The organism is Sphingobacterium composti, from assembly GCF_009829075.1.
GTDB classification, from domain to species: Bacteria; Bacteroidota; Bacteroidia; order Sphingobacteriales; family Sphingobacteriaceae; genus Sphingobacterium; species Sphingobacterium composti.
In genome coordinates this window covers 30,932-57,192 of sequence record NZ_WUQZ01000022.1, presented here as the reverse complement: position 1 = coordinate 57,192, position 26,261 = coordinate 30,932, and the positions used below count along the sequence as shown (strand labels likewise).

25 protein-coding genes are annotated in these 26,261 nt (G+C 34.9%); 17 read left to right on the top strand and 8 right to left on the bottom strand.

All coding sequences use genetic code 11. The features are described from left to right. Window positions 1-385 precede the first annotated feature (385 nt). Window positions 386-946: a YqgE/AlgH family protein gene (locus GOQ17_RS13310; protein WP_159638115.1), complete on the bottom strand. Its 561-nt coding sequence runs from the start codon at window positions 944-946 to the stop codon at window positions 386-388. A gap of 138 nt (window positions 947-1,084) precedes the next feature. Between GOQ17_RS13310 and pdxH the strand changes: the two genes are divergently transcribed. The 4 genes from pdxH to GOQ17_RS13290 all read left to right on the top strand — a co-directional run bounded on the left by pdxH (window position 1,085) and on the right by GOQ17_RS13290 (window position 4,931). Further along, a complete protein-coding gene (gene pdxH, locus GOQ17_RS13305; protein WP_159638113.1) occupies window positions 1,085-1,738 on the top strand; it encodes a pyridoxamine 5'-phosphate oxidase in 654 nt (217 codons plus the stop codon). Next, the gene (locus tag GOQ17_RS13300) at window positions 1,735-2,229 is read left to right on the top strand and encodes an NADH-quinone oxidoreductase subunit C (protein ID WP_159638111.1); all 495 of its coding nucleotides are present in this window, start codon (window positions 1,735-1,737) and stop codon (window positions 2,227-2,229) included. Before pdxH ends, GOQ17_RS13300 begins: the two co-directional genes overlap by 4 nt. A 1-nt stretch (window position 2,230) precedes the next feature. Continuing rightward, a complete protein-coding gene (locus tag GOQ17_RS13295; protein WP_159638109.1) occupies window positions 2,231-3,424 on the top strand; it encodes an NADH-quinone oxidoreductase subunit D in 1,194 nt (397 codons plus the stop codon). A 220-nt stretch (window positions 3,425-3,644) separates the two neighbouring features. Beyond that, window positions 3,645-4,931: a PDZ domain-containing protein gene (locus GOQ17_RS13290; RefSeq protein WP_159638107.1), complete on the top strand. Its 1,287-nt coding sequence runs from the start codon at window positions 3,645-3,647 to the stop codon at window positions 4,929-4,931. A 180-nt stretch (window positions 4,932-5,111) separates the two neighbouring features. Here the strand turns inward: GOQ17_RS13290 and dnaJ are convergent, their stop codons facing one another. From dnaJ to GOQ17_RS13265, 5 genes are all read right to left on the bottom strand, one after another. Then, window positions 5,112-6,263 carry a molecular chaperone DnaJ gene (gene dnaJ, locus GOQ17_RS13285; RefSeq protein ID WP_159638105.1) on the bottom strand — a complete coding sequence of 384 codons (1,152 nt, stop codon included), beginning with the start codon at window positions 6,261-6,263 and terminating at the stop codon, window positions 5,112-5,114. 11 nt (window positions 6,264-6,274) lie between these two features. Further along, the gene (locus GOQ17_RS13280; protein WP_317163276.1) at window positions 6,275-6,877 is read right to left on the bottom strand and encodes a nucleotide exchange factor GrpE; all 603 of its coding nucleotides are present in this window, start codon (window positions 6,875-6,877) and stop codon (window positions 6,275-6,277) included. A gap of 82 nt (window positions 6,878-6,959) precedes the next feature. Then, entirely contained in the window at window positions 6,960-7,640 is a 681-nt protein-coding gene (locus GOQ17_RS13275) for a cell division ATP-binding protein FtsE (RefSeq protein ID WP_159638103.1), read from the bottom strand. Between the two features lie 5 nt (window positions 7,641-7,645). Then, complete coding sequence (locus tag GOQ17_RS13270; protein ID WP_159638101.1) at window positions 7,646-7,849, bottom strand: fructose-6-phosphate aldolase; 204 nt, start codon at window positions 7,847-7,849, stop codon at window positions 7,646-7,648. A 60-nt stretch (window positions 7,850-7,909) separates the two neighbouring features. Next, window positions 7,910-8,923 carry an acyl-CoA reductase gene (locus tag GOQ17_RS13265; protein WP_159638099.1) on the bottom strand — a complete coding sequence of 338 codons (1,014 nt, stop codon included), beginning with the start codon at window positions 8,921-8,923 and terminating at the stop codon, window positions 7,910-7,912. A 165-nt stretch (window positions 8,924-9,088) separates the two neighbouring features. Between GOQ17_RS13265 and GOQ17_RS13260 the strand changes: the two genes are divergently transcribed. From GOQ17_RS13260 to GOQ17_RS13200, 13 genes are all read left to right on the top strand, one after another. Then, window positions 9,089-9,439 carry a 4Fe-4S binding protein gene (locus tag GOQ17_RS13260; protein ID WP_159638097.1) on the top strand — a complete coding sequence of 117 codons (351 nt, stop codon included), beginning with the start codon at window positions 9,089-9,091 and terminating at the stop codon, window positions 9,437-9,439. A gap of 108 nt (window positions 9,440-9,547) precedes the next feature. After that, window positions 9,548-10,996 carry a dicarboxylate/amino acid:cation symporter gene (locus tag GOQ17_RS13255; protein WP_159638095.1) on the top strand — a complete coding sequence of 483 codons (1,449 nt, stop codon included), beginning with the start codon at window positions 9,548-9,550 and terminating at the stop codon, window positions 10,994-10,996. An 89-nt stretch (window positions 10,997-11,085) separates the two neighbouring features. After that, complete coding sequence (locus tag GOQ17_RS13250; protein ID WP_159638093.1) at window positions 11,086-11,679, top strand: hypothetical protein; 594 nt, start codon at window positions 11,086-11,088, stop codon at window positions 11,677-11,679. A 62-nt stretch (window positions 11,680-11,741) separates the two neighbouring features. Beyond that, window positions 11,742-13,049: a D-alanyl-D-alanine carboxypeptidase gene (locus tag GOQ17_RS13245; protein ID WP_159638091.1), complete on the top strand. Its 1,308-nt coding sequence runs from the start codon at window positions 11,742-11,744 to the stop codon at window positions 13,047-13,049. Window positions 13,050-13,073: 24 nt separating this feature from the next. Next, window positions 13,074-14,396 (top strand): MFS transporter, encoded by a 1,323-nt coding sequence (locus tag GOQ17_RS13240; RefSeq protein ID WP_159638089.1) that lies wholly within the window; start codon window positions 13,074-13,076, stop codon window positions 14,394-14,396. Next, window positions 14,389-15,123, top strand: coding sequence for a (Fe-S)-binding protein (locus GOQ17_RS13235; RefSeq protein ID WP_159638087.1), 735 nt, complete (start codon window positions 14,389-14,391; stop codon window positions 15,121-15,123). Before GOQ17_RS13240 ends, GOQ17_RS13235 begins: the two co-directional genes overlap by 8 nt. A gap of 30 nt (window positions 15,124-15,153) precedes the next feature. Further along, window positions 15,154-16,032: a sugar phosphate isomerase/epimerase family protein gene (locus tag GOQ17_RS13230; protein WP_159638085.1), complete on the top strand. Its 879-nt coding sequence runs from the start codon at window positions 15,154-15,156 to the stop codon at window positions 16,030-16,032. Window positions 16,033-16,113: 81 nt separating this feature from the next. After that, entirely contained in the window at window positions 16,114-16,845 is a 732-nt protein-coding gene (locus GOQ17_RS13225; protein ID WP_159638083.1) for a hypothetical protein, read from the top strand. A gap of 142 nt (window positions 16,846-16,987) precedes the next feature. Continuing rightward, window positions 16,988-18,574, top strand: coding sequence for a peptide MFS transporter (locus GOQ17_RS13220; RefSeq protein WP_159638081.1), 1,587 nt, complete (start codon window positions 16,988-16,990; stop codon window positions 18,572-18,574). A 124-nt stretch (window positions 18,575-18,698) separates the two neighbouring features. Further along, window positions 18,699-20,495 (top strand): peptide MFS transporter, encoded by a 1,797-nt coding sequence (locus GOQ17_RS13215; RefSeq protein ID WP_159638079.1) that lies wholly within the window; start codon window positions 18,699-18,701, stop codon window positions 20,493-20,495. A gap of 126 nt (window positions 20,496-20,621) precedes the next feature. Next, on the top strand, window positions 20,622-21,347 hold the full coding sequence (locus GOQ17_RS13210; protein WP_159638077.1) for a polyprenol monophosphomannose synthase: 726 nt from the start codon (window positions 20,622-20,624) through the stop codon (window positions 21,345-21,347). Beyond that, entirely contained in the window at window positions 21,347-22,369 is a 1,023-nt protein-coding gene (gene ruvB / locus GOQ17_RS13205; protein ID WP_159638075.1) for a Holliday junction branch migration DNA helicase RuvB, read from the top strand. The genes GOQ17_RS13210 and ruvB overlap by 1 nt, the downstream gene beginning before the upstream one ends. A 17-nt stretch (window positions 22,370-22,386) precedes the next feature. After that, window positions 22,387-23,142, top strand: coding sequence for a hypothetical protein (locus GOQ17_RS13200; protein ID WP_159638074.1), 756 nt, complete (start codon window positions 22,387-22,389; stop codon window positions 23,140-23,142). Here GOQ17_RS13200 and GOQ17_RS13195 read toward each other — a convergent pair. Together GOQ17_RS13195 and GOQ17_RS13190 are read right to left on the bottom strand one after the other, a co-directional pair. Further along, window positions 23,125-23,670 carry a hypothetical protein gene (locus tag GOQ17_RS13195; protein WP_159638072.1) on the bottom strand — a complete coding sequence of 182 codons (546 nt, stop codon included), beginning with the start codon at window positions 23,668-23,670 and terminating at the stop codon, window positions 23,125-23,127. The genes GOQ17_RS13200 and GOQ17_RS13195 overlap by 18 nt on opposite strands. Before the next feature lie 8 nt (window positions 23,671-23,678). Next, window positions 23,679-26,168 (bottom strand): S9 family peptidase, encoded by a 2,490-nt coding sequence (locus GOQ17_RS13190; protein ID WP_159638070.1) that lies wholly within the window; start codon window positions 26,166-26,168, stop codon window positions 23,679-23,681. Window positions 26,169-26,261: the final 93 nt, after the last annotated feature.

The window sequence follows — 26,261 nt, the reverse complement described above, 5'->3', positions numbered from 1 at the left end:
CCCATCTTTACTGGCAGAATACAAGCGAGTTCGTGTTACAACTTAGGGAAGCGCCGTATACCGAACGGTACGTGCGGTGCTGTGGAAGGTCGGAACGGGAATTAATCCCGTTCCTCCTATCCGATTTCGTAATCATTTACAACTTAAGGTTGTAAAATTGAGTTATGAGGAAATTATTTTAATCATTTTTCTTATTGTGCCATTCTTTATGAAGGCATAGGTAGGTCACTTTATCCAAGTGCTATTCCTCTTAAAATATACGTTTATATGAATTCTAAAGATGAATAATTGGAATACCTGTAAAAACGAAATTGTGCAGCACCATTCAAATCATTGGCTGGTCAAAAAAATGAAGTTAACAAGGTGATAGTAATAAAAAAATATTCTAATTTAAATTAGGACTTTTGGGGAAGTTAGCAACATGCGCATATTTAGGTCCCAAACTTATTAAGGCTTTTTTCCAAAGATCTTCTCCATCTGTGATAAAGGTAAGTTCTGAACTAAATTTATTGTGTACTGCCCAAGAGTTTTGATTGATTTCATCTAAAAGTTGATGTTCTGCCCAACCTGAGTAGCCTAAGAAAAATTTAATTTCATCAGTCGACAGATAACCATCATTAATCATCGAAATAGCCATGTCAAAATCTCCGCCCCAATATATATCATTATAGATGTGCGTGCCATCTGTTATTTTGTCAATTGCGCGGTGCAAAAAGAAAATAGCATTATTTTGCACAGGACCACCAATGTATAAGGGGAAATCAACTACTTTTTCATCCATCACATCAGATAACAACAATTGAGAGCGATGATTGAGAATCATACCTACAGAGCCATCATTATTGTGCTCACATAGTAATACCACCGAACGTTCAAAATTTGGATCTAGCATGAATGGTTCTGACAATAATAAACTACCTTGTTTTGGATCGTGTGTATTGAACATTATTCTATTTCCTTTTTAATCATAATAAAACTACAAAAAAATAATTATCAAAAAATAAAATACAATTATTTAATCGACTTTGTAGGTAGATATTTATAACGCTTTTAGTAAGTTTGTGCTACACTTTATTCAGAATTAATGGCGATAGAACATAAAGATATAGCAGCAATTCGTGAAGATTATGCAATGGGTTCTTTATCGGAACTTGATGTTTTAGAAAATCCTACCCAACAATTCCAAGTTTGGTTTGAACAAGCGTTATCTGCACAAGTATTGGAGCCTAATGCGATGGTTTTGGCTACCATTAATAATCAGGGCTATCCATCGACACGAGTTGTGTTATTAAAAGATATAAAAGCAGAGGGATTTAGTTTTTTTACAAATTATACTAGTCAAAAAGGACAAGATTTAGCGCGTAATTCTAAAGTAAGTTTATTGTTTTTTTGGGGAGAGTTGCAACGTCAGGTTCGCATTGAAGGAGATGTCGAATTTTTGCCAAAAGATGATTCGGATGAATATTTTGCATCACGTCCCAAAGGTAGTCAGATAGGTGCTTGGTCTTCACCACAATCTCAGATAATAGCTAGTAGATCTATACTAGAAGATAGAGTGAAGGAAAAGGAAATTGAATTTGAACAGATGGAAACAATTCCAAGGCCCTCATTCTGGGGTGGTTATCTTGTAAAACCATTTAGAATGGAATTTTGGCAAGGGAGAAGTTCAAGATTACATGATAGGATAGTGTACCAAAAAGAAAATGATACATGGACGAAAAACAGATTAGCACCATGATAGATAAATTATTACAAGATTTGCAAAACAAGTTTGGTGAATCTATACACGCTGTAGAAGGAGCAAAGCAAGCAACTTTAATTGTCTCATCTTCAATTTTAGTTGAACTATCTAAATATTTAAGAGATTCTTCAGCATATTATTACGATTTTTTAGCTAATATAACGGCTGTAGATTATTATCCAGAAAATCGTTTTGCTTTAGTATATAACCTGACATCTTTGCCTTACCAAACACAATTGACAATTCGTGTGGAATTACCTGTAACGAATCGCGAAGAGAATAATTTGCCTGAAGTGCCATCAGTGAGTTCAATTTGGCGTACGGCCGATTGGCACGAACGCGAAGCATATGATTTAATGGGAATATATTTTACTGATCATCCAGATTTACGCCGTATTCTATTGCCAGATGATTGGGAAGGTTTTCCATTGCGCAAAGATTATGAAGATGCAGAATATTATCACGGTATTCCAATAAAAGGAGAATAATATGCTTGAAAAATATAATCAAGGTTATCAAAAATATATATCCAAAATAGCAAGTGTGGGCTCGACAGAGATGGTTATTAATATGGGGCCACAACATCCATCTACACATGGGGTATTACGATTGGAGCTCATAACGGATGGAGAAATCGTTACAGATGTTATACCACATTTAGGTTATTTACATCGTTGCTTTGACAAGCATGCGGAGTCAATGAATTATGGTAAGTCTATTCCATTTACAGATCGTTTGGATTATCTATCATCCATGAATAACAGTCATAGCTTTGTGATGGGAGTCGAACGAATGCTTGGTATGGAGGATAAACTGCCGAAACGAGTAGAATACATCCGAGTATTGGTATGCGAATTGAATCGAATAGCTTCGCATTTAATAGCTATAGGAACATACGGAATCGATATAGGTGCATTTACACCTTTCATGTGGTGTTTTAGAGATAGGGAGCATATAATGAATATGTTAGAATGGGCTTCTGGATCTCGTATGCTATACAACTATATTTGGGTAGGGGGACTTTTTTATGATCTTCCGGTTGGTTTTGAAGAAAGATGTAAGGACTTTGTTAAATATTTTCGTCCAAAATTGGATGAATTGGATGAAATTTTGACGAATAATCAAATTTTTATTGAAAGAACGGCAAATATTGGAGTTTTACCAGCTAATGTAGCTATAAATTATGGTTGTTCTGGCCCAATGTTGCGGGCAAGTGGAATAAAATGGGACTTAAGACGAGTTGATGGTTATTCTGTCTATCCAGAACTGGATTTTGATATTCCTACAGGATCAGGGGCGATGGGGAGTCTAGGCGATTGCTGGGATAGATACAAAGTAAGAGTTGATGAAGTTTGCGAATCTTTAAAAATTATTGAACAATGTTTGGATCGATTAATGTCGGATTTTGCGCGTTTGCCTGATTTTGACCCGAGGGCACTAGTGCCAAAAAAAATTAATTTAAAAGCACAGTCTTACTATATGCGTGCTGAAAATCCAAAAGGAGAGTTAGGTTTTTATTTTGAAACGCAAGATAAAACTGATGTTCCAAGACGTGTTAAAGCGCGTGGGCCAAGTTTTAACAATTTGTCTGTACTGCCGGAATTAGGAAAAGGTGTTCTTATTGCGGATTTAATCGCGATTTTAGGTTCTATCGATATTGTGTTAGGTGAGGTAGATAGATAATTAATAAAAACGCATAAAAACGCATAAAAAATTTGCATAGTAAACTAAATTTTGTACTTTTGTGTTCTCATAATTTAAGTTTATAATTGGTTAATAGGTGAGTCTATCGCAGCCCTGCGGTAGGCTCATTCTTTTTATATAAACTCTCCTTAATTTTTTTTATATTCATCTGTGTTAATTCCGATAGACTATGTTGCGCTTATTGTTTATCTTCTGCCTAATGATGCATATTCAATTTGTCATCGGACAATTGTGGAATGCCCCTGAAAATAAGCAGCATAGTATTATTCCTTTTGAGTTCGTTAATAATTTGATAATCGTATCTGTTCAGTTGAACAATGAGCCTTTGTCTTTTATATTGGATAATGGTGTAAAGGAAACATTATTATTTGGAGAGGTCGATTCTTTACGGTTAAAAAATACATCATCATTCGTGTTCCAAGGCTTTGGAACTGGCCAACCGATTAAAGGATTGATGTCTAAAGAAAATAAACTTCAAATTGGAAATATTGTGGATAGCAGTCACCATTTATATGTTATTACAGATACGGCGTTTAATTTGTCTAAGAATATAGGTGTGCACGTGCACGGTATTTTAGGAAGTGCTTTTTTTCGTAATAATGTAGTCGCAATAGACTATTTGAAGAAGAAGATTGTATTTGCAAGAGATGTTTCTAAGCTGGGATTAAGAATGTCTAAATTCAATAAATTTTCTATTAGAGTGGAGAACGACAGGGCTTATGCTTTTGTAAATATACAACCACGCGATAAGAAATTGTTTAATCAAAAATTGTTATTGGATTTAGGGAACTCTAATCCCATGATGCTTTTTGAATCGGTAATTCCTCATTATGAAATCGATACGCCATCCATAAGAGATTATTTGGGGGTAGGATTTAACGGGGCCGTATATGGTGTGAAGAATAAAATAGAACTTGTGTCGTTCGGTTCCTATGAAATTCCTTATCCTATTGTTTCCTATCCCGACACTAATAGTTACGATAAAAATAAAATTGCTAAAGATAGAGTTGGATCTATTGGAAATCAAATTTTAAGTAGATTTTATATAGTGTTTGACTATCCTAATAATGTTTTCTATTTAAGACCAAACAGAAATTTTAAGAAAGCTTTCACACTAGACATGAGCGGTCTGGAAATAGTGCATTCGGGCTTTGATTTTGTGCGACATCGTTATACGAATTTTACAAATAAAGGAGATGATGGTGGGGTGAGTATTAATTTTAGTAATGAAGTAAATTACCTCATAGAATTACATGCTAATTATATAATCGATCAGGTAAGACCCAAATCTCCAGCAGAAAAAGTTGGATTGACTGTAGGAGATAAACTCCTAAAGGTAAATGGACGAAGAGTCGGTAAAATGAAATTGCAGGATATCAAAAATAAATTGCAATCAGGTGATGGCAAAATTACACGATTAGAAATTGAAAGAGCAGGTAAGAAAATAGATTTTCAATTTAGATTAGTAGATCCTTTAGCTAAATGAGGGATTAGTTACACATGATTTTTTCCAAGAAAGTTAAATAATATATAAACTACCGAACTAATAATTGCTGGCCATGTATTTTGTCAGATATCTTGTTGATAGGTAACAACTCAACACATTTATAAAAATCCCTCAAAAGCTGTGTGCTGATGAGGAATTTTTCAATCAAATATATGTTGATTACTCGAAGTATTCTTTTATTCTTTCGAAGAATGATTTTTCACTTTTGCCAGGTTGTGGTTTGAAATTTGAAGAACCTTTTAGTTTTTCAAGAATTTCACGTTCTTCCGGTGATACCGCTTTCGGTGTCCAGATATTCACATAGATTAATTGGTCACCTTTATGGTAAGAATTAACTTCTGGAATACCTTTACCTTTCAAACGTAAGATTTTGCCACCTTGCGTTCCTGGGTCGATTTTGATTTTAGCTTTACCGTCGATAGTAGGTACTTCTACACTTGTACCTAAGGCTGCATCGGCAAAATTGATATACAAATCGTAAATAACGTTTACGCCATCACGTTTCAAAGATTCGTGAGGAACTTCTTCGACTAAGATAATCAAGTCTCCAGGAATACCACCACGAGGAGCCGCATTACCTTTGCCACTCATGGACAATTGCATGCCTTCGCTTACACCCGCAGGGATATTGATAGAGATTGTCTCTTCACCTCTTTCCAATCCATCACCTTTACATGTTGTACATTTCGCAGTGATTTCAACTCCTTCACCATTACAAGTAGGACAGGTACTAGTAGTTTGCATTTGTCCCAAAATCGTATTGGTAACTCGTCTTACCGAACCTGCACCGCCACATGTTTTACAAGTGTGGAATGAAGATTTATCTTTTGCTCCAGAGCCATCGCAAGTCTTACAAACAATTTGTTTATTGACTTTGACTTTCTTTTCTACGCCTTTGGCAATTTCTTCTAAAGTTAGTTTAACTTTAATGCGAAGATTCGTTCCTTTTTGCACACGACGACCACCACGTGAGCCTCCGCCACCGCCAAAGAAACTTTCAAATGGATTGCCTCCACCAAAAATGTCACCAAATTGGCTGAATATGTCATCCATATTCATACCACCTCCAGCACCACCAAATCCCGCAGAATTGCCTGCATGACCAAATTGGTCATAACGCGCTTTCTTGTCTGCGTTACTTAATACTTCGTAGGCTTCAGCTGCTTCTTTGAATTTTTCTTCTGCTTCAGCATTACCCGGGTTTTTATCTGGGTGATACTTTATCGCTAATTTGCGATATGCCGATTTTATTTCTGCAGCGTCAGCTTGGCGTGATACGCCAAGTACGTCATAATAATCTCTCTTTGACATTTACTTGTATATTATTGTCCAATCACTACTTTAGCGAAACGGATTACTTTATCATTTAATGTATAACCTTTTTCCACGACATCAATTACTTTATTCTTCATGTCTTCTGACGGAGAAGGGATAGCTGTAATTGCTTCTTGGAAATCAGCATCGAACGTTTCACCAATAACAGTCATTTCTTTCAAACCTTCGTTTTCTAAGATTTTTCTGAATTTGCTGTTTACTAATTCCACACCTTGTTTCACTGATTCTACATCTTGGGCTGTTGCCATAGCGTTTAATGCTCTATCAAAATCATCTAATACAGTCAATAATTTTGAAATCACTTTTTCGCCAGCAGTCGATATTAACTCGACACGCTCTTTAGATGTACGTTTTTTATAATTATCAAATTCTGCAAATAAACGAGCAAATTTGTCATTCGCTTCTGCCAATTGATTCGATAAAATCTCCTCTTGTGATAATTCAGCAGCTTGCTCTTTTGCAGTTTCTTGCTCTTGATTCTTTTCGTTTTGTTCTAAATTCTCGTCTTGAATGTTCTCTTTTTCGTTCATCATCACACTATTTTTAAGATATTTGAATAGCTCAAATACTTTTACCAATAATTTTGCCATTATAAAAATATCCGACACCTTGTCAGTGTTTGTTGTGCTAACACTTCCAAAATGTCGGATTACATAAGTTTTGTCAGTTTATTTAAATGCTTACGTTGTCGTGCAATCCACCATCACCTGTGCGAAGAATGCGTGATGGCATATTACGTATGATTTGATAGTCATGCGTAGCCATCAATACAGCTGTGCCAGATGCCGCAATGTCACGTAGCAATAATACAATTTCTTCTGAAGTAGCAGGGTCAAGGTTGCCTGTTGGCTCATCCGCAAGAATAATTTCAGGGTCATTGAGCAAAGCACGTGCAATTACAATGCGTTGTTGCTCACCTCCCGAAAGTTCATGAGGCATTTTGTGCAATTTAGAGCGTAAACCTACTTTTTCCAAAACATCAATCATTTTGTTTTGGATGAGATTTTTATCTGTCCAACCTGTCGCTTTTAAGGCAAATTCTAAGTTTTTCTCAACTGTTCTGTCATTCAATAAATGAAAATCTTGGAATACAATACCTAATTTACGACGCAAGAAAGGTACATCGTTTTCTTTCAATTTCTTTAAATCAAAACCAGCTACAACACCTTCGCCATCTGCGATATGTAATTCACCATAAATGATTTTTAGTAAAGAACTTTTACCAGAACCCGATTGACCGATTAGATAAATAAATTCGCCATGACCAATTTCTAGATTGACATTGGAAAGGACTAAATGCTTTTGTTGGTATATATCTACGTTTTTAAGACGTATTACTGTATTATTTGCCATTTATTCTAAAGTTCAATTTTTTTTATTTGACCAAAAGGTAACTCTTGAACAATTTTCATGATTTCTTCTGCTTTGTCTTCAAGACCAATTTTCACTAAAGATTTGTCCGGTCTGTCTACTCTGAAATATGCCAATAAAGTAAATGAATCATCACGCAATTGCACATAATCAGGGATTTTAGCTACACCTTTTACTTTTATCACATACATAGATAACAAAGTTAGAATTTTTTACCAATTGCTTATCAACCAAACGTTATTATTTCAATATTATTGGTTGTCCGTCAAAAATTGCAATGTATTAATGCCATCTGCATAATCATCTAAGGCTGGACATTGACTACCGCCTAATGAAAATAGGGGAGTGTCTATGTTAAGATTTGCCATTGATGTCACACATTGTATGTTTTCTTTTCTCTCGTTGATATAAGTTTCAACTTCGGATAAGTCCGTGTATTCTTGGTAGAAAATAACTGCCAAAGGCGACGCAATGTTTTCATCTTGTTTCAACAATAAGAAGCCATTGTCATAATGTTTGTCCCCATTGACAAGGTAAATAGACTTATTATAATCGTAATTGTTATTGTATTTGTAATGGTCTTTTATTTCGCTGTATTTTTCAATCGCTTCAAAAAATGTTGCTATTGGATATTCTTTAGGAATAAATAATTTGGAGACCGAACGACAACCCAAGCCAAAGTAGTCAAAGATATCATCTCCTAAATTCGATAGTTGTTCAGCTGATTCATTGCCTGTCAAAACAGCGATAGAATTTCTGTTTTTGCGGATAATATGTGGTTTTTTGCCAAAATAATATTCAAAATAACGAGCTGTATTATTAGAACCTGTTGCGATAACCAAATCAAAATTCGCTAATCGCTCTACAATTTGGATTTGTTGTTGAAACTGTGGCTCTATTTCTATAAGCTTATTCAAAACAAGCGTACTTAAGCCAGCATCATCCGAAGAAAGTTTGATTTGTGCTGTATAACCTAAAATCAATGTAGATAAAACATCATGAAAACCGACCAATGGAATATTTCCAGCTAAAACTAAACCAACAACTTTTGAAGTATTTGTTACGTTATAAGGAGCCGTCCAGTTTTCAAGCTTTTCAATTGTTAGATTTTGTCCTAAGGCTTGAAATTGTTTCAATATATTTTCTTTCGTGTACCAAGGGTTACGATTTTGTATACTTTCGATGTGCCAAATGGTGTCTTGGTCGAGTTGAAGCATCCATTCTCCTAGCTTCGCAAATGCCTTAATTCTATCGTTCTTTGTCAAAATATGTTATTTAGAATAATTCTGATAATTTTTTGCTTTATCTTTGTTTTGTCAAATAAGTAGAAAGCCTACTAGATTTGTATACTTTTATTATGAAAGTTGGAAATCGATTTTTACTTTTGACATTACAAAATTAGTTTATTTATTATAATTGTGAGGTTATAAATGGCGATAAAAATTACAGACGAATGCATTAATTGCGGGGCTTGCGAGCCAGAATGTCCAAATAATGCGATATATGATGCTGGTGTTCCTTGGAAATTCTCGGATGGAACGTCTTTAGAAGGTGTGATAGACTTTGGTGATGGTGTTACTATTGATGCTTCTGCATCACAAGACGCTGTTTCTGATGAAGTGTATTATATTGTTTCTGACAAATGTACAGAGTGTGTTGGTTTTCATGATGAACCTCAATGTGCTGCTGTATGTCCAGTAGACTGTTGTGTAGAGGACGAAGAGGTAGTAGAATCTGAAGAAGAATTATTAGCTAAGAAAGCTTGGTTACACGCTGAATAGCAGTTAGATATTGTTTTTTTATGAAAGGCACGATTATTTATCGTGCCTTTTCTGTTTGTGTTCCTTAGGTATTTTTCTATTTTTGTTTAGTATTTAAAATTTTACTCCATGTCAAAAAAGAACGTGGGTTATGTAATGCTGATTACGATAACCATTGCCATTATTATTACCTTACTGTACGAATTTAATATTGTAAATGTTGCGCCTGAAGTAATGATGGCGGTTAGATGGGTTACTGCTGCAGTATTAACACTTAATGCTTTAGTCAGAAGAAATCTTACAACTTGGATATTGACTTGTTTAGTTCTTGGAGTTTTTGTCGGATTGGATTTTCCAAATTTGGCGATTTCTATGCAACCATTAAGTCAAGGATTTATCAAGTTGGTAAAAACTATCGTTGGACCAATCTTATTCGCGACATTAGTATTTGGGATTGCAGGACATTCAGATTTAAAGTCCGTAGGACGTATGGCTTGGAAGTCTATGTTGTACTTTTTCTGTGCCACAACATGTGCGATATTTATCGGTCTTGCTGTAATCAACATTACCGAAGCGGGAGTGGGTATTGATGTGGCGAATATGCCTCACGAAGAGCTTCCAACTACATCGGCTGTCTCAGCTGCAGACGAAAAAGCATTGACTCATATTAGTGAAAATGTACATTGGGTGTACAAATTCAATGCTTTCGTGCGTGATACATTTCCAGAAAATATCGTAAAATCTGTATATGAAAACAAAGTGTTACAAATAGTAATTTTTGGTGTTTTGTTTGGTATAGGTTTAGCAATGGTAGAGGAAAAGAAACGTAAACCATTGGTTGACTTCACGGAAAGTCTTTCTGAAGCTATGTTCAAATTTACCAATCTAGTCATGCTTTTTGCACCAATTGGTGTAGGAGCGGCGATGGCGTATACAGTTGGTCATTTGGGGGTGGATATATTGAAAAATCTCTTTATGCTCTTAATGAGTTTGTATATCGCGCTGTTAGCTTTCTTGTTTTTAATTTTATTGCCTATTGCTTTATATTTGAAAGTTCCTCTTAAGAAGTTTATTGAAGCTATAAAAGAACCTGTATCGATTGCTTTTGCGACGACGAGTTCGGATGCGGCATTGCCAAAGGCTATGGAAAATATGGAACGTTTTGGTGTGCCACGAAAAGTTGTTTCTTTCGTTATTCCTACTGGATATAGTTTTAATCTGGATGGTACGTCATTGTATCTTTCATTAGCTTCTATATTCGTAGCGCAAGCGGCTGGAATTGATTTGAGCATTGGTCAACAATTGATGATTGCTTTTACGCTGATGATTACCTCCAAAGGTGTAGCTGCTGTGCCTCGTGCTTCGTTAATTGTATTAATTGCGACAGCTGACCAATTCGGTCTGCCAACATTCGTCATCGCGGCAATATTGGGTATTGATGAGTTAATGGATATGGCTAGAACATCTGTGAATGTAATTGGAAACTGTTTGGCTACAGTAGTAGTGTCGAAATGGGAGGGTGAATTTGATGAAACAGCTTCACAAGACCCTGACTTTTTGACTAAGCCAATGGATTAATCTTAATCTTAAGTTTAAAATATTAATATAGGTCGCAGTTTTTGCGACCTTTTTTTGTAAATTGAGACTTAGAAATTCAAGGAACCTTTATGGGAATTGCATCAAAAAATATACAGCATATAAAAATCGAGGGAGCATGTTCAAAATGTCAAAGTGAAAATTCATTAGTCGTTAAGATTCATCAAAAGTACCTGCAGTACAAATCTCTTTCAATAGTACCGATTGGAAAACGTTTTGAAATAAGTTTTGGTAATTGTTATAATAACCTCACAGTTGAGCAATTAGATAATAATACTTTGACAAGTTATCAAAATTCTATTAAAAATGTAAAGACGCCATTATGGACATTTTCATGGATATTTGTGTTAATTATACTTGTTTTCTGTTGTATTGCATTTGTTTTATATAACAAATCACGAAAGGTAGATCTTATTAAGAATCCTTTAATAGGTGATGTTTATGAAATTAAAGAAGGTAAAAGGCAATATACGTTGTATAAAGTGGTAAGTGTAAATGAAGGGAAAGTAGATGTAATTATAAATGAATATACGGCGGATAATGTGAAAGCAATTGATGATTTGTTTGATAGACCATATTTAAATGATACGATAAGTTTACCCATTACTTCACTACTAAATTTAATTGATGTTGGTAGGTTATTTGAGATTCATCGTAATAAGTAACAAAACTGTTTCATTAATATTTATCGCATTTATCCCTGGTTAATTATCATTATTTTTCGCTTATGAAAAACCTATTTCTAAGTATTGTTATTTTATTGTTTCAGACAGCTCAATTGACACAAGCGCAGGATTTTAATTTGTTAGAGGCTGAATTTTCAAAGTCTACAATATTACCTCGTCATCATTTTGGTTTTTGCTTGTACGATTTGGATAGTAATAAAGTCGTATTTGGAAAGAAGGAAAATCAGCATTTTACTCCTGCGTCTAATACAAAGACTTATACGTTGTTCAGTTCTTTGAAGCATTTGGGAGACTCTATTGCCGGTGTTCATTATGTCGAAAGAGGAGATTCGCTTATATTTTGGGGTACAGGAGACCCGACATTTTTGCATCCTAAATTGGATACACGCAAGGTTTATGATTTCTTGAAGTATAGTGAAAAAAAGTTGTTTTATGTGATTCAAGAAGCGAGTGAGCCAGTTTATAGAAATGGTTGGTCAATAGAAGATTATCAAGAATATTATCAACCTGAAATTGCTCCTTTTCCTATTTATGGGAATATCGTAAATATTCGTGCTCAAGGTCGTGGGCTGGTAGCAACACCAAGTTTTTTTGATAAGCAAATTGGTATTCGTGAGCGTATGCATAGAAGCTTCTGGGTATCTAGAAAATTGAATAGTAATCAATTCGAGATGACTAATCTCAATGTTCCTAAAAATTACAGTACAAATAAGCCTTTTATTTGGTCTGATAGTTTAGTTGTGCAATTGCTTCAAGATACGCTGAAAAGAGAGGTTGGTATGCTTGCAAATTACGAAAGACCACATGATTTGAAGACCGTATATTCGACGAGTAGAAATGTGGTTTTGCGTGAAATGATGTTGCCTAGTGACAATTTCTTGGCAGAACATTTAACGATGTTGATTTCTGATAAAGTCTTTAATGGATTTTATACCGATTCGTTACGCAATCATATGCAAAAGAACTATTACGATAATTTTCAGGATACTATATTTTTGCGTGATGGGAGTGGTTTATCAACTTATAATAAGATTACGCCACGCAATATGGTTGATTTATTGTTAGCTATCAAAGATTTAGTTCCAGATGATAGTCAACGTTATTTATTTTTTCCGGCAGGGGGAGTGGATGGCACATTAAAATCCGCGTATTCGTTAGACCAAGGTGTTCCATTTATTTGGGCAAAGACAGGGACGATTAATTCTGTGCATTGTCAATCGGGCTATATAGAGACGCGAACAGGTAGAAAATATGCTTTTTCATTTTTGAATAATAATTATGCAGTTCCAACATCGTATATTCGAAGAGAAATGGTTCGCATTATGACGTTTATTCGTCAGAATTATTAAAAAGAGTAGCTATTTCCGGTTAATATGGAGGAATTTCAAAAGAACGATAAAAAGTTAATCCGTTCATGGGCAATGTTTGATTGGGCAAATTCTGCTTACAATCTTGTAATCACATCAACCATCTTTCCGATTTACTACATCACGATTACCTCGTCAAGTGATGGTGGAAGTGATTATGTGAATTTCTTTGGTTTTGAGGTAATTAATACGGTTTTGTCAAATTATGCTTTGGCTTTTGCGTATTTGGTAATGGTATTAGCACTTCCTTTTTTATCTTCATATGCAGATGCCAATGGTAGGAAGCTTCAGGTTATGAAACTTTTTACCTATATAGGTTCTATAGCTTGTATGGGATTGTTTTTCTTCAAATTAGATACCTTAGAATTAGGCATAATTTGCTTCACATTGGCGGCAATGGGATACATAGGCGGCGTTGCAGTCAATAATTCATACCTACCGATAATCGCGACACCAGATAAACAAGATGCTGTCAGTGCCAAAGGTTTTGCCTATGGATATGTTGGCTGTGTGACCATACAAGTCATTTGTTTTGTATTTGTATTAAAACCAGAATGGTTTGGAATTACAGACGCATCATTTCCTGCTCGATTATCATTTTTGTTGGTAGGACTTTGGTGGTTAGGATTTTCGATGATTCCATTTAGAGCATTACCTAATAATTCGACTTCAATGGCTGCAAAAGGTGTTACTCTTTTCCAAAGAGTAAACGCCGAGTTTAGAAGTGTATTACAGCAAGTAAGAGCAAATCAAGGTATTAAAAGATTTTTGCCAGCATATTTTTTCAATTCTGTAGGTGTCCAAACCATTATGGTGGTGGCGACAATGTTTGGGCAAAAGGAGTTGGATTTAGAGCAGCAATCGTTGATTATAACGATTATTTTGATTCAATTGGTTGCTATTATTGGTGCATTTATTATGTCTAGATTAGCTAAATATTGGGGTAATATTGTAGTGTTGCTTTTGGTTACATTATTATGGGCAAGTATTTGTGTTTCTGCCTATTATTTGAGTAGTGCGACTCAATTTTATGGATTGGCTGTGATGGTTGGTTTATTGATGGGAGGGATACAGTCACTGTCTCGCTCAACTTATTCCAAAATGCTTCCTGAAAATCTAGAAGACACGACTGCATTTTTCAGTTTTTATGATATTACAGAGAAGTTGGGGATCGTGGTAGGATTGGTTTGTTTTGGTTTGATTGAGCAACTAACGCACAATATCAGATACTCCGCTTTATCGCTCTCGATTTTCTTTATTTTAGGATTTTTACTATTATTGAGGGTGCTAAAATTTAATTCAACTCTTAAAACAAGTGTCAATGCGTAGAAAGGTGGAATTGTTTATCCCTTGTTTTATAGATCAATTGTATCCGGAAACAGCTTTTAATACCGTAAAATTACTGGAGAGAGCAGGATGTGAAGTGGTTTATAATACAGAACAAACATGTTGTGGACAGCCTGCGTACAATGCAGGTTTTTGGGATGATGCCAAGGAAGTTGGAACTAAATTTTTGAAAGATTTCTCGACCGAAAATTACATTGTATCACCATCAGCATCATGTGTAGGTATGGTAAAAGGTGGCTATGATGATTTGTTTACAAATTCAATAGAGCATAATACATGCCGAAGCCTACAACGCAACATATTTGAGATATCAGATTTTTTAGTTAATGTGTTGAAAAAAGAATATTTCGGTGCGGAATTGGTTGGTACGGCAGTATATCATGATTCATGTTCTGCTCTTCGCGAATGCAAAATAAAGGATGAACCGCGCAAATTGCTTTCGCAAGTCGGTGGACTTGATATTGTAGAAATGAAAGACCAAGAGAGCTGTTGTGGATTTGGAGGTTCGTTTGCGGTGAAATTTGAAGGTATATCGAGTGCCATGGCAGAACAAAAAGTCTTAAATGCGCAAGCGGTCAATGCGGATTATATTATTTCTACGGATTCATCGTGCTTATTGCAAATTCAAGGTTACATAGACAAACACCATATTCCCATAAAAACGATGCATTTGGTCGATGTGCTGACATCAGGTTGGGCAAATATTTAACAAAGATATAAACACTAATACTTTATAAACATGAATACTAGAAGAGAATTTCTAAGAAACTTGGGGTTGGTTGCTGCAGGAGTGACTGTCGCTCCGTCATTAGACTTACTTGCAGCAAAGAAACCTTGGTTTGAGATTTCGTTAGCACAATGGTCATTACACAAAACTTTGTTTAAGGGTGATTTGAAAAATATTGATTTTCCTCAATTTACTGCTGAGAAATTTGGTATTTACGGCGTTGAATATGTCAATCAATTCTTTAAGGATAAAGCGCAGGATATGACTTACTTGAAGGATTTGAAAAATCGTGCAAAATCAAGTGGTGTTAAGAATGTGTTAATCATGGTCGATGGTGAAGGAAATTTAGGTGATGAAGATAATTCAAAAAGATTGCAAGCTGTAGAAAATCATTATAAATGGATTGATGCTGCGAATTTTCTAGGTTGTACTTCTATTCGTGTCAATGCAGCTGGTAAAGGCTCAAAAGAAGAAGTAGCTAAGCGCGTCGTAGAAAGCTTATCTACCTTAGCTGATTATGGAAAAAAAGCCAAAATCAATGTAATTGTTGAGAATCATGGAGGTATTTCATCACATGGTGATTGGTTAGCTGGGGTATTAAAATCTGTTGGTAAGAAAAACTGTGGTTCTTTACCTGATTTTGGTAATTTCTATGAATATGATCGTTATCAAGGTGTTATCGATTTGATGCCATATGCCAAAGGTGTAAGTGCTAAAGCCAATGTATTTGATGCGAATGGAAACGAGCGTAATATAGATTACGACAGAATGATGAAAATTGTTAAAGACGCTAAATATAAAGGTTTCGTAGGTATCGAGTACGAAGGCTCTGAATTAAGCGAAATAGATGGTATTATCGCTACTAAAAAATTATTAGAAAGATATAAATAGGCGAGTATGCTGAAGAATTGCTTTCTTATTGTTTTTCTTCTGGTCTTAACGAAGGTGTCCTCAGGACAAAACCTTCAAAAGATGCAAATATGGCAAGACAGCTTAACTAATTTAGGTAAAGCAATCTATGCACATAAATCAGATGTGGAACGGTTAGAAAGCAATTTTTTATTCGTTAAAACATTAGTTTCAGCTCTAAAGGAAACAAATTCGTATTTTTTCAATTTTGAGCAGTTGAATATGATATCGGCTGTAAGAAGTCCCGATGATAGTTTTCGTGTTTTTTCTTGGAATATTCCATTGCAAGATGGATCTTTTTTGTTCTACGGCAGTATTCAATTCAAATCGGGTACACTCAAACTTCTACCATTACTTGATAAAACATTTGAAATTTCTGATGTAAATAAGAACATTGTTGATTCTAAAAATTGGTATGGAGCACAGTATTATGATATAATTGCTTTAAAACCTAATCAGTATTTGTTATTGGGATGGAAAGGGCATAATGCTTCTGTTAGCCAAAAAGTAATTGAAGTATTAAGTTTAGACTCTAGTGGTAATGTGAAATTAGGTCAAGGTATTTTCGATGATGATTCTACTATAGTGCGCAAGATTTTTTCTTATGCAAAGGACGCTACTATGCTTTTACGCTTTAATAAACAGGAAAATAGAATTGAATTTGATCATTTAATTCCATTAGATGGCGGAAAGAAAGATCAGAATGTGCCAGATTTGTCTCATGATGCTTACAAGTTGAAAAATAATAAGTTAGAGCTATTGAAAAATATTACTATATTAAATTTAGAAAACTAAAATATAAATTATTAGTGACAGATAAAGATTCTGTCTGCTGAAGATTAGGCTGTAATTTTTTTGAGAGGTTAGGTATATATTCAAAAAAAATCTTTTCTTTGTCGCTGTTAAGTAGTGAAATTTTTCATTTTAATCAAAAATTATGATTCAACAAAACGAAGAATTATTAGAACCGCATTTGGATAAATTGGGTGCTAGCAATAAGAAGGTGTTTGGTCATCCTGCCGCATTATTTGTATTGTTCTTTACAGAAATGTGGGAGCGATTCAGTTATTATGGTATGCGCGCCTTATTGACTGTATTTTTAATCACCGAAATTACTAAAGGTGGATGGGGATGGACAAATGCAGATGCAATGAGTTTATATGGTTGGTATACAGGTTTAGTGTATGCAACACCAGTGTTAGGGGGGATAATAGCTGACAAGTTAACTGGATTTAAGAAAGCTATTCTTATTGGTGCTTTATTGATGACATTGGGTCACGCATCTATGGCTTTAGAAGGTTTTGAGAAAAATTTCTTTTATATCGGTCTTGGGTTAATGATATTAGGTAACGGTATGTTCAAACCAAATATATCTTCTATGGTTGGACAGCTATATCCTGACAAAAGTTCTAAAAAAGACGCTGGATATACCATTTTTTACATGGGGATCAATGCAGGCGCTTTTTTAGGTTCATTATTGTGTGGTTACTTAGGGGAAAAAATTGGATGGCATTATGGATTTGGTTTAGCGGGTGTCTTCATGTTCTTTGGTATGTTGCAATTCTATTTTGGTCAAAAAATATTTGGGGTAATTGGGGATAAACCAAAAACAGCAGAAGAATTAGCAGCAGCTAAAAAAGATGATACTGAAGAAGAACTTCCTAAAAATGTAGTTCGTGATAGATTATTTGTGGTAGCGGTATTGATGATTGCAAGTATATTTTTCTTCTTGGCATTCGAACAAGCAGGTGGTTCACTAAGTATATTTGCTAAGGACTTTACACAACGTGTATTAGAAGGTAGTGCAGCTACATCTTTCAAATGGATTGATGCAATATTAACTATATTTCCTATTGTGGTTGTAACTTACGTGTTGTTATCATTAGCTAAGAAAATTTTTAAAGACTATCCGTTAACAATTTTATTTACACTAATATCTTTTGCTTCAATCGCAGTTTTAGGACTTTGGAAAGTACAAAGAGAGTTTACGTCTTTAGAAACAGAAGTAACGGTGTCGTGGTTTCAAATTTTAAATGCTTTCTTTATCGTAATGTTTGCATCTGCATTCAGTAAGTTATGGGAACGTGTGTGGAATCCTTCTGGTCCTATTAAATTTGCATTAGGATTGTTCTTAGTTGGATTTAGTTTTGTTGTGGTTGCATACGGAGCTATGGATATCCCTGCTGGCGCTGCAGCGGGAGCTGTGCGTGTTAGTATGGTGTGGTTGATTTTGGCGTATTTCTTCCAAACAATGGGCGAACTGTGTTTATCTCCAGTTGGATTATCCTACGTAAGTAAACTATCTCCGAAAAAATTATTAGGACTAATCTTTGGTTTTTGGTTCTTAGCTTCTGCGATTTCAAATAAAATTGCTGGTGTAATGGGAGGTATGATCGATAAAATTTCAGCAGAATATTCGTTGTCAACATTCTTCTTAATTATCGCTATCATGCCAATTGCTGTAGCGTTAATTTTGGTGCTTATGAATCCAATGCTTAAAAAGAAAATGCACGGAATTAATTAATACACTTCATTTTTAAATAATAACGCCCATTGTTTTAAAACAATGGGCGTTATTATTTTTAGATTACTGTTCGTTATCAAATTTGATAGTTGTACTTTTGAATTAAAATATAAAAAAAATAGTAATGAGTCATATTACAGACGAAAATTTTGCAGAACAGCTCAGAAAGGATGGTATAGATGACAGTATGGTGCTAGGTCATCCATCTGGATTATTTGTATTATTTTTTACCGAGATGTGGGAACGTTTTTCATTTTATGGAATGCGTGTGTTATTGGTGTTGTTTCTAACAGCAGCTATTACGGGAGGAAATCCAGGATTAGGTTGGTCAGCTGAAAATGCTGGAGCGTTGTATTCTACCTATGCGATGTTGCTTTATATTACTCCAATATTTGGCGGTATCATAGCAGATAGATTTATTGGTTACAGATGGGCGGTAGTGATTGGGTCTATCGTTATGACGTTGGGACACGTAGCGATGTTCTTTGATGGACAGATACCTTTGTATTTGGGATTAGGATTGCTTGTAATAGGTACTGGTTTTTTCAAACCTAATATGACTTCAATTTTATCGGAGATGTACAAAAAATTCCCGCAAAAGAAGGATGGTGCTTATACTATTTTCTATATGGGTGTGAATGCAGGTGCATTTTTCGGTATGATGCTTTGTGGATATTTAGCGAGTAACTTGGGTTGGCATTATGGTTTTGGTTTGGCGGCAGTTTTCATGGGATTGGGTACGCTTCAATTTTGGTTAGCAAAACCTTTGTTTGGTACAATTGGTGAAGTGCCTAAAAGAGCTTCTGAATCAGCTGTAACGAATTCTGCTGATAAAGAAGATGATGGTAAAAGAAATCCTTTTTCTACACTTGACTACATCTTGATTGTTATTACGACTATTGTCGGTTTATTATTTGCTTTTGATGCTCCTTTATATGTAATTGGTCAAATAGATTTACTTCCAGCTGTTGATATGTCTTTCTTGGGGCTTGATACATTGAGGGGTATGTATGTGTTGACTATTGCAGGATTATTACTTTTCATCGGTTTGATAATATCACGCTTAGCTCGATATGAAAAAGTGGTGAGAGATAGAATGATAGCAGTAATCATTTTTGCATTCTTTACTATCTTCTTTTGGATGAGTTTTGAACAAGGAGCTTCTTCATTGGTAATATTTGCAAGAGATAGTGTTGATCGTTCATTAGCAGGAACTTCTTTAACTATTTTCAATACGATTAATACGTTATTGACAGTCGTTCCTTTAATTCTGATTTCATATGTTTTGTATTTATTGGCTAAAGGTACTTGGAAAAAAGCGCCTTCTACAAATATTGTTTTAGCTATTACATTTGCTTTTGTATGGCTCGTGGCAGGATGGATGTTGTACAACGAGTTCACAAAAGAATCATCAGAAATTGATCCCTCATGGTTCTCAATTTTAAATTCCTTTTTCATTATTACATTCGCTTCCTCAGTTTCTAAAATTTGGGATTCTAAATTTAATCCACCAGCAGCAGTAAAATATGGATTAGGGTTAATCATTATGGCAATAGGTTTTGGCTTGTTGGCATATGGAGCACACGGTATAGCTGAAGGTATTAAAGTATCAATGGTTTGGTTAATTTTAGCATACTTATTCCATACTTTAGGTGAATTGTGTTTGTCACCAGTAGGATTATCTTATGTATCTAAATTAGTTCCAGCACGTATGATAGCATTCATGTTTGGTATGTGGTATTTGGCGATTGCAATTGGTAATAAATTAGCTGCCTTATTAGGAGGACAGATTGAAAATATAACTGAAGCCTATTCTTTAAGTACGTTTTTCTTGATATTTACTATAGTGCCAACAGTAGCCGGTATTTTAGTAATATTACTGCATCCAGTACTCAAAAAATTAATGCACGGCGTTAAATAATATTTAATAAAAAATGCTCCAATATTGGAGCATTTTTTATTTGCAATATGAACAATCAAAGCAACAAAAATGACTTTTGTTAGTTGTTTATTTTGTTATTTTTGTATTTCATAGAATAGAAATATAGTGGCTGATAGTATAGTAATAATTCCAACCTTTAATGAAATTGAAAATATTGAGAATATCATTCGAAAAGTTTTTTCATTAGATGTAGAATTTAATGTTTTAGTAGTTGATGATGGTTCTCCTGATGGTACTGCTGATGTGGTCAAAAAGCTGATGCAAGAATACGATGGAAAGCTATTTATTGAAGAAAGAAAAGGCAAATTGGGATTAGGAACAGCGTATATTCATGGTTTCAAATGGTCTTTAAAGCGTGACTATACGTATATTTTTGAGATGGATGCTGACTTTAGCCACAATCCAGAAGATTTAATACGATTGAGACAAGAAGCTCTTGATGGTGCTGATATGACAATAGGGTCACGCTATATAAAAGGAGTGAATGTTGTCAATTGGCCGATGAGTCGCGTTCTGATGTCTTATTTTGCTTCTGTGTATGTACGTCTGATTACTAGAATCAATATACAAGATGCTACAGCTGGATTTGTTTGTTTTCATCGTAAGGTTTTGGAAACTATTAGATTGGATGAAATAAAGTTTGTTGGTTACGCTTTTCAGATTGAGATGAAATTTAAGGCTATACAATATGGTTTTAATGTCGTAGAAGTTCCAATCATCTTTACAGACAGAACATTGGGCGAATCCAAAATGAGTACAAAAATATTTAGAGAAGCTTTTTTTGGTGTAATTCAATTAAAATTAGAATCTTTATTCAAAAGTTATAAATAATGAACGAAAATCTTGATCCAAATCCAGAAAGATTGAATCCAACCGACAAGGAGATGGAAAGAGTTTTGCGTCCGCAGACTTTTGATGATTTCACCGGTCAAGCCAAAATTCTAGAAAACTTATCTATTTTCGTTCAGGCTGCAAAACTTAGGGGAGAAGCCTTAGACCATGTTTTATTACATGGGCCTCCAGGATTAGGTAAGACTACATTATCGCACATCATCGCCAATGAAATGGGGGTAGGAATAAAAATTACTTCTGGACCTGTATTGGATAAACCTGGTGATTTGGCAGGATTGTTAACGAATCTTGAAGAAGGAGATATTTTATTTATAGACGAAATACATCGTCTTTCGCCAGTGGTTGAGGAGTATTTGTATTCGGCTATGGAAGATTTCAAAATTGATATCATGCTGGAGACTGGGCCTAATGCCCGTTCGGTACAGATTACCTTGAATCCTTTTACATTGGTTGGGGCAACTACACGCTCGGGGTTATTGACATCTCCATTACGTGCACGTTTTGGGATAAATGCTCGTTTGCAGTATTATGATGCGAAACTTTTAACATCAATTGTACAACGATCATCGAGTATTTTGGGTGCTGCTATTAGCGAAGAAGGTGCTTACGAAATAGCTCGCCGTAGTCGAGGAACACCTCGAATTGCGAATGCATTATTACGTCGTACGCGAGATTTCGCACAAATCAAAGGTAATGGTGATATTGATAAAGCTATAGCTAAATATGCATTAAATGCGTTAAATGTTGACGAACATGGTCTAGATGAAATGGATAATCGTATATTGTCAACAATTATTGATAAATTTAAAGGCGGGCCAGTTGGTTTAAAGACAATTGCGACTGCTGTAGGTGAGGATGAGGGAACGATAGAGGAGGTATACGAACCTTTCTTAATTCAAGAGGGGTATATTATGCGAACCTCTAGGGGAAGGGAGTGTACAGAAAGTGCCTACAAACACCTAGGAAAAATAAACTATAATAAAGGTAATACTTTATTTTAGAAACTATATCTACATCTATGAAGTTACGTTTTGCAATGTCTCTAGGGATATTATTGCCCTTTTTTGCTTTTTCACAGTACTGTCCGCCTACATCAGGTAAATTGGGTGAATACAGTCCATTTCATGTCACCGCAGGCTATGGTATTACTAAAATGTATGGTGATATTAATAATAATTCAGCTATTGGTGGTGCAGGAACTATTCAGTTGGATTACCAATTTATTCGAGGCCTATATATTGGTGTTGAGACACAGTTTGGTTCATTGAAAACAGAAGTGAATTCTAATGCAGAACCAAGACAATCCCATAACAGTTATTTTGCAGGTGGTTTAGTACTTACGGCACATCCATTCCAACTGGTTGCGAAGCGAAATTATATGCATAGGAAATTAGCTGATGATATCTTGGAATCTTTCTTTGTTGGAGTAGGATCTTTTTATCTTATAAATAACTATGATCATATTTATAGAAATGTGAACGATCCATCAACTTATGGTCCTATTGAAGATTTTGATGAGAATCAACAACCTATTTTCAAAACAAGAACTCGGACTTTGATATTGCCATCACTTAATGTAGGTTCGGTAATTCCTCTGACTCAAAGATCTTATCATAATGCAAATATTTTGAGTTTAGTTGTTAAAGCTCAGTTCAATTTTGGTCAAAATGATTTATTGGATGGATATACGCCATATAACTCCAACGGAAGAGTGGTTGAGGCAGAGAATGACGTATACAATTTTTATTCTTTAGGTCTACGCTATTCGTTCTAATTTCTTTAAGACTCTTTTAGCGCGACTTTTGAGTGCGGGTGTTTCATTTATGGAAATATCAAAATGAATGCGTTGTCTGAGTTCAGGTATAATCCAAAGTTCATTTGTAGAAAGTAAGCAAAGAATATCATAACAATTACATCTAACAGCAATAGGACATTCGGTATTTTCTAATATATCGAATGTCTTATTCAATAATAGTTCGGTTTCTTTTTCGTCTATAGATGAAGCAACAACTTCAAGTGTTTCCATTACTATTTTAGAAATACTTCTTAATACACTCCAATTATTTGAATTAGAATAAACCTGTAAAGTGCTATCTTTTTTATTTATTAAAGCTAATTTATCGCCATTTAATAATACATGCTCCAAGCACCATGCTGCACGAAATGCTGTTCTTTCTACAGGATACAAAGACAATTCGTATAATTGTTCAATGGTGGCGTACTGAAGAATTCCTTCTTTAATTACAGAAGCACTATTGGTATATAGTGCTTCTGTGATTTGATTAATTCTTTTTTGTTGCATTAAAAATACTATCGTGTCAATGGTCTTTCTTTATTAATTTCGGTAATGTCGACCTCATTCATTTTAGAATCTCCTAATAGATGTTCACTAAAATAGTCAGCCATCTTCCAAAAGAAATATTCTGTCATATTACCAAAAGCATGTGCTTGTCCAGGTAATAATAAGAAATCAAATCTTTTGTTGGCTTTGATTAATGCGTCCACCATACGAATAGAATTTGCAGGATGTACATTGTTGTCCACATCACCTGTCGCAATTAACAAATTTCCTTTCAGATTTTTAGCTAATTCTGTGTTTTTTGCAATATTGTATGTAAAAGTAGTATCACCTTTATCCGAAACTACCTCTTGTACACCATGATGACGTTCAGACCACCAGCGGTTATAAATATTGTTTTCATGGTTACCAGCGCCAGAGACAGCTACTTTGAAGAAGTCTGGATATACCAGCATTGCGGCAGTAGACATAAAACCACCACCAGAGTGTCCTGTGATACCTACGCGATTGATGTCAATAAACGAATGTCTATTTGCTAATTGTTCTGCTGCAACTTTTTTGTCTTCCAAACCGTAATCACGAAGATTACCATAACCATATGTATGGTACCACTTCGAACGAGCTGGATGACCACCACGGTTTCCGACAGACACGACGATGAATCCCATTTGCGCTAGTCGATCAATTCTGTCCATGCTTCTACCGAAACTTTTGTTTACGGCTTCGGTTTGTGGTCCAGGATATACATATTGTACTAATGGATAAGTTTTCGTAGAATCAAAGTCATATGGTTTGTACATTACTCCATATATATCTGTTATTCCATCACCCGCTTTTACTTTGAAAGGCTCTGGAAATTTATATCCTGCAGCAAATAACTGACTTAAATCTGCTTCCTCAAGCTTCATAACCAATTGGCCAGTTGAAGAATATAAATTGGACTGCGGTACTGTATTTACACGAGAGAAATTATCAATGAAATAATTGCCATATTCATTTCCTTCTAATTGATGATCGTAGTCTCCAGGTGTTAGTAATTTAATAGCACCTCCATTTTTATTTACAGCATACAAGAAGTTGTAATACGGATCTACATCTTTTTCTTTACCATTAGCTTGGAAGAAGATAGTTCCAGTAGATTCTTGATAAGCGGACAAATTATTGCAATGAAATTCTCCTTTGGTAATTTGATGGACCAATTTACCACTGATATCGTATAAATAATAATGTCCCCAGCCATCACGCTGTGACCAATGAATAAATTGTTTGCCACCGTTAATGAATTTTGGCTTTTCGATATCTTGGTATACATTCATTCTTTCTTCTACCAAAACACGTGTCGAACCGTCAATATTCACAGCTACAACATCTATTCTTTTCAAATCACGGGATGAACGTGCGATGTAAAACTCTTGATTATTTCCCAGCCAGTAGTTAATGTAATGTTTGCCTTTAAGATTTTCTTTACTGAAGTCTTTATTCCAAAGAGACAATGTTTGGTTTTTGAAAGCTGCAATATTAATTTTACGCGGTTGATGGTTTGTGCTATCAAAAATGTATAATTCAGCTTCAGTAGAATCCACTTCACCTGGCATTAAATATTTATATGTTTCCAATTCAGGACGTTTTTTGTCAACGTTATGAATCACCCAAAGTGCAGATAAATCTCTATTATCTTTACGTGTCAAAACAAAATGTCTTCCATCAGGCGACCATGTTAAGCGTAATGGTTTACGTTTTGTCTTTTCTTCCAATAAGGATTTACGATCACCAGTAGTGGTGCTGTATTGATCACCACCCCAAGCATAATATTGTACGCCATCTTTTGTAACCTGATGTTCAACAATGGTCGAATCTTTTTCGTCTTTTACAGCTTTTAAGTAGTTGTTGTAATCCATCCAATAGATGTTATAATCCTTGGCAAAATACACTTTTGTTGTATCTGGATTGAAAATGGCCCAATTTGGTTTAGTTTTTTCTTTTGTTGTATCGCTAATTTCTTTTAATTGTTTGGATACGATATCGTATTCGAAATGGAAAACTTTCTTTTTGAGTGTATCCCTTTTGTTAGTTAGTTTTTTAATTTCTTCTTTACTTTTTACTGTGTCCTTCGTACTCTGTACTTCAAAACGTATTATTTGGTCACTATCATCTTTGAATCGTAAGTTTTGAATAGGCAAATGCTGTGCATCAAATGGGTTTTTGACGATTGAAGTAACTTTCGCTGCCATCTCTCCATTTTCAAACAACGGACTTTTTCTACGAGCAGCAGGATCTACAATGTACCAATTCTTGCCTGAGGAAGTCGAATATTCGTACCAAAACTTGTCAGAATAATTGATGTAATTTGGTTTCACTTCAGTAGAGAAAATTATATTTCTCAATTTTGCAGGGCTAAATTTTGCCGCTAAAGAATAATTGGGCTTTACATCATTTTTCTTTTCTTGCGCTTGCGTAAAGAAAAATACTAGAGTCATTAAACCCGTAAATACGTATTTCATGTAGGTTATTATGTAATAAATTAATTTACTGCAAAAATACCTTTACTATTTGGCTGATTTAGATTTTACATGTAAAATTTTAGATAGAGTATT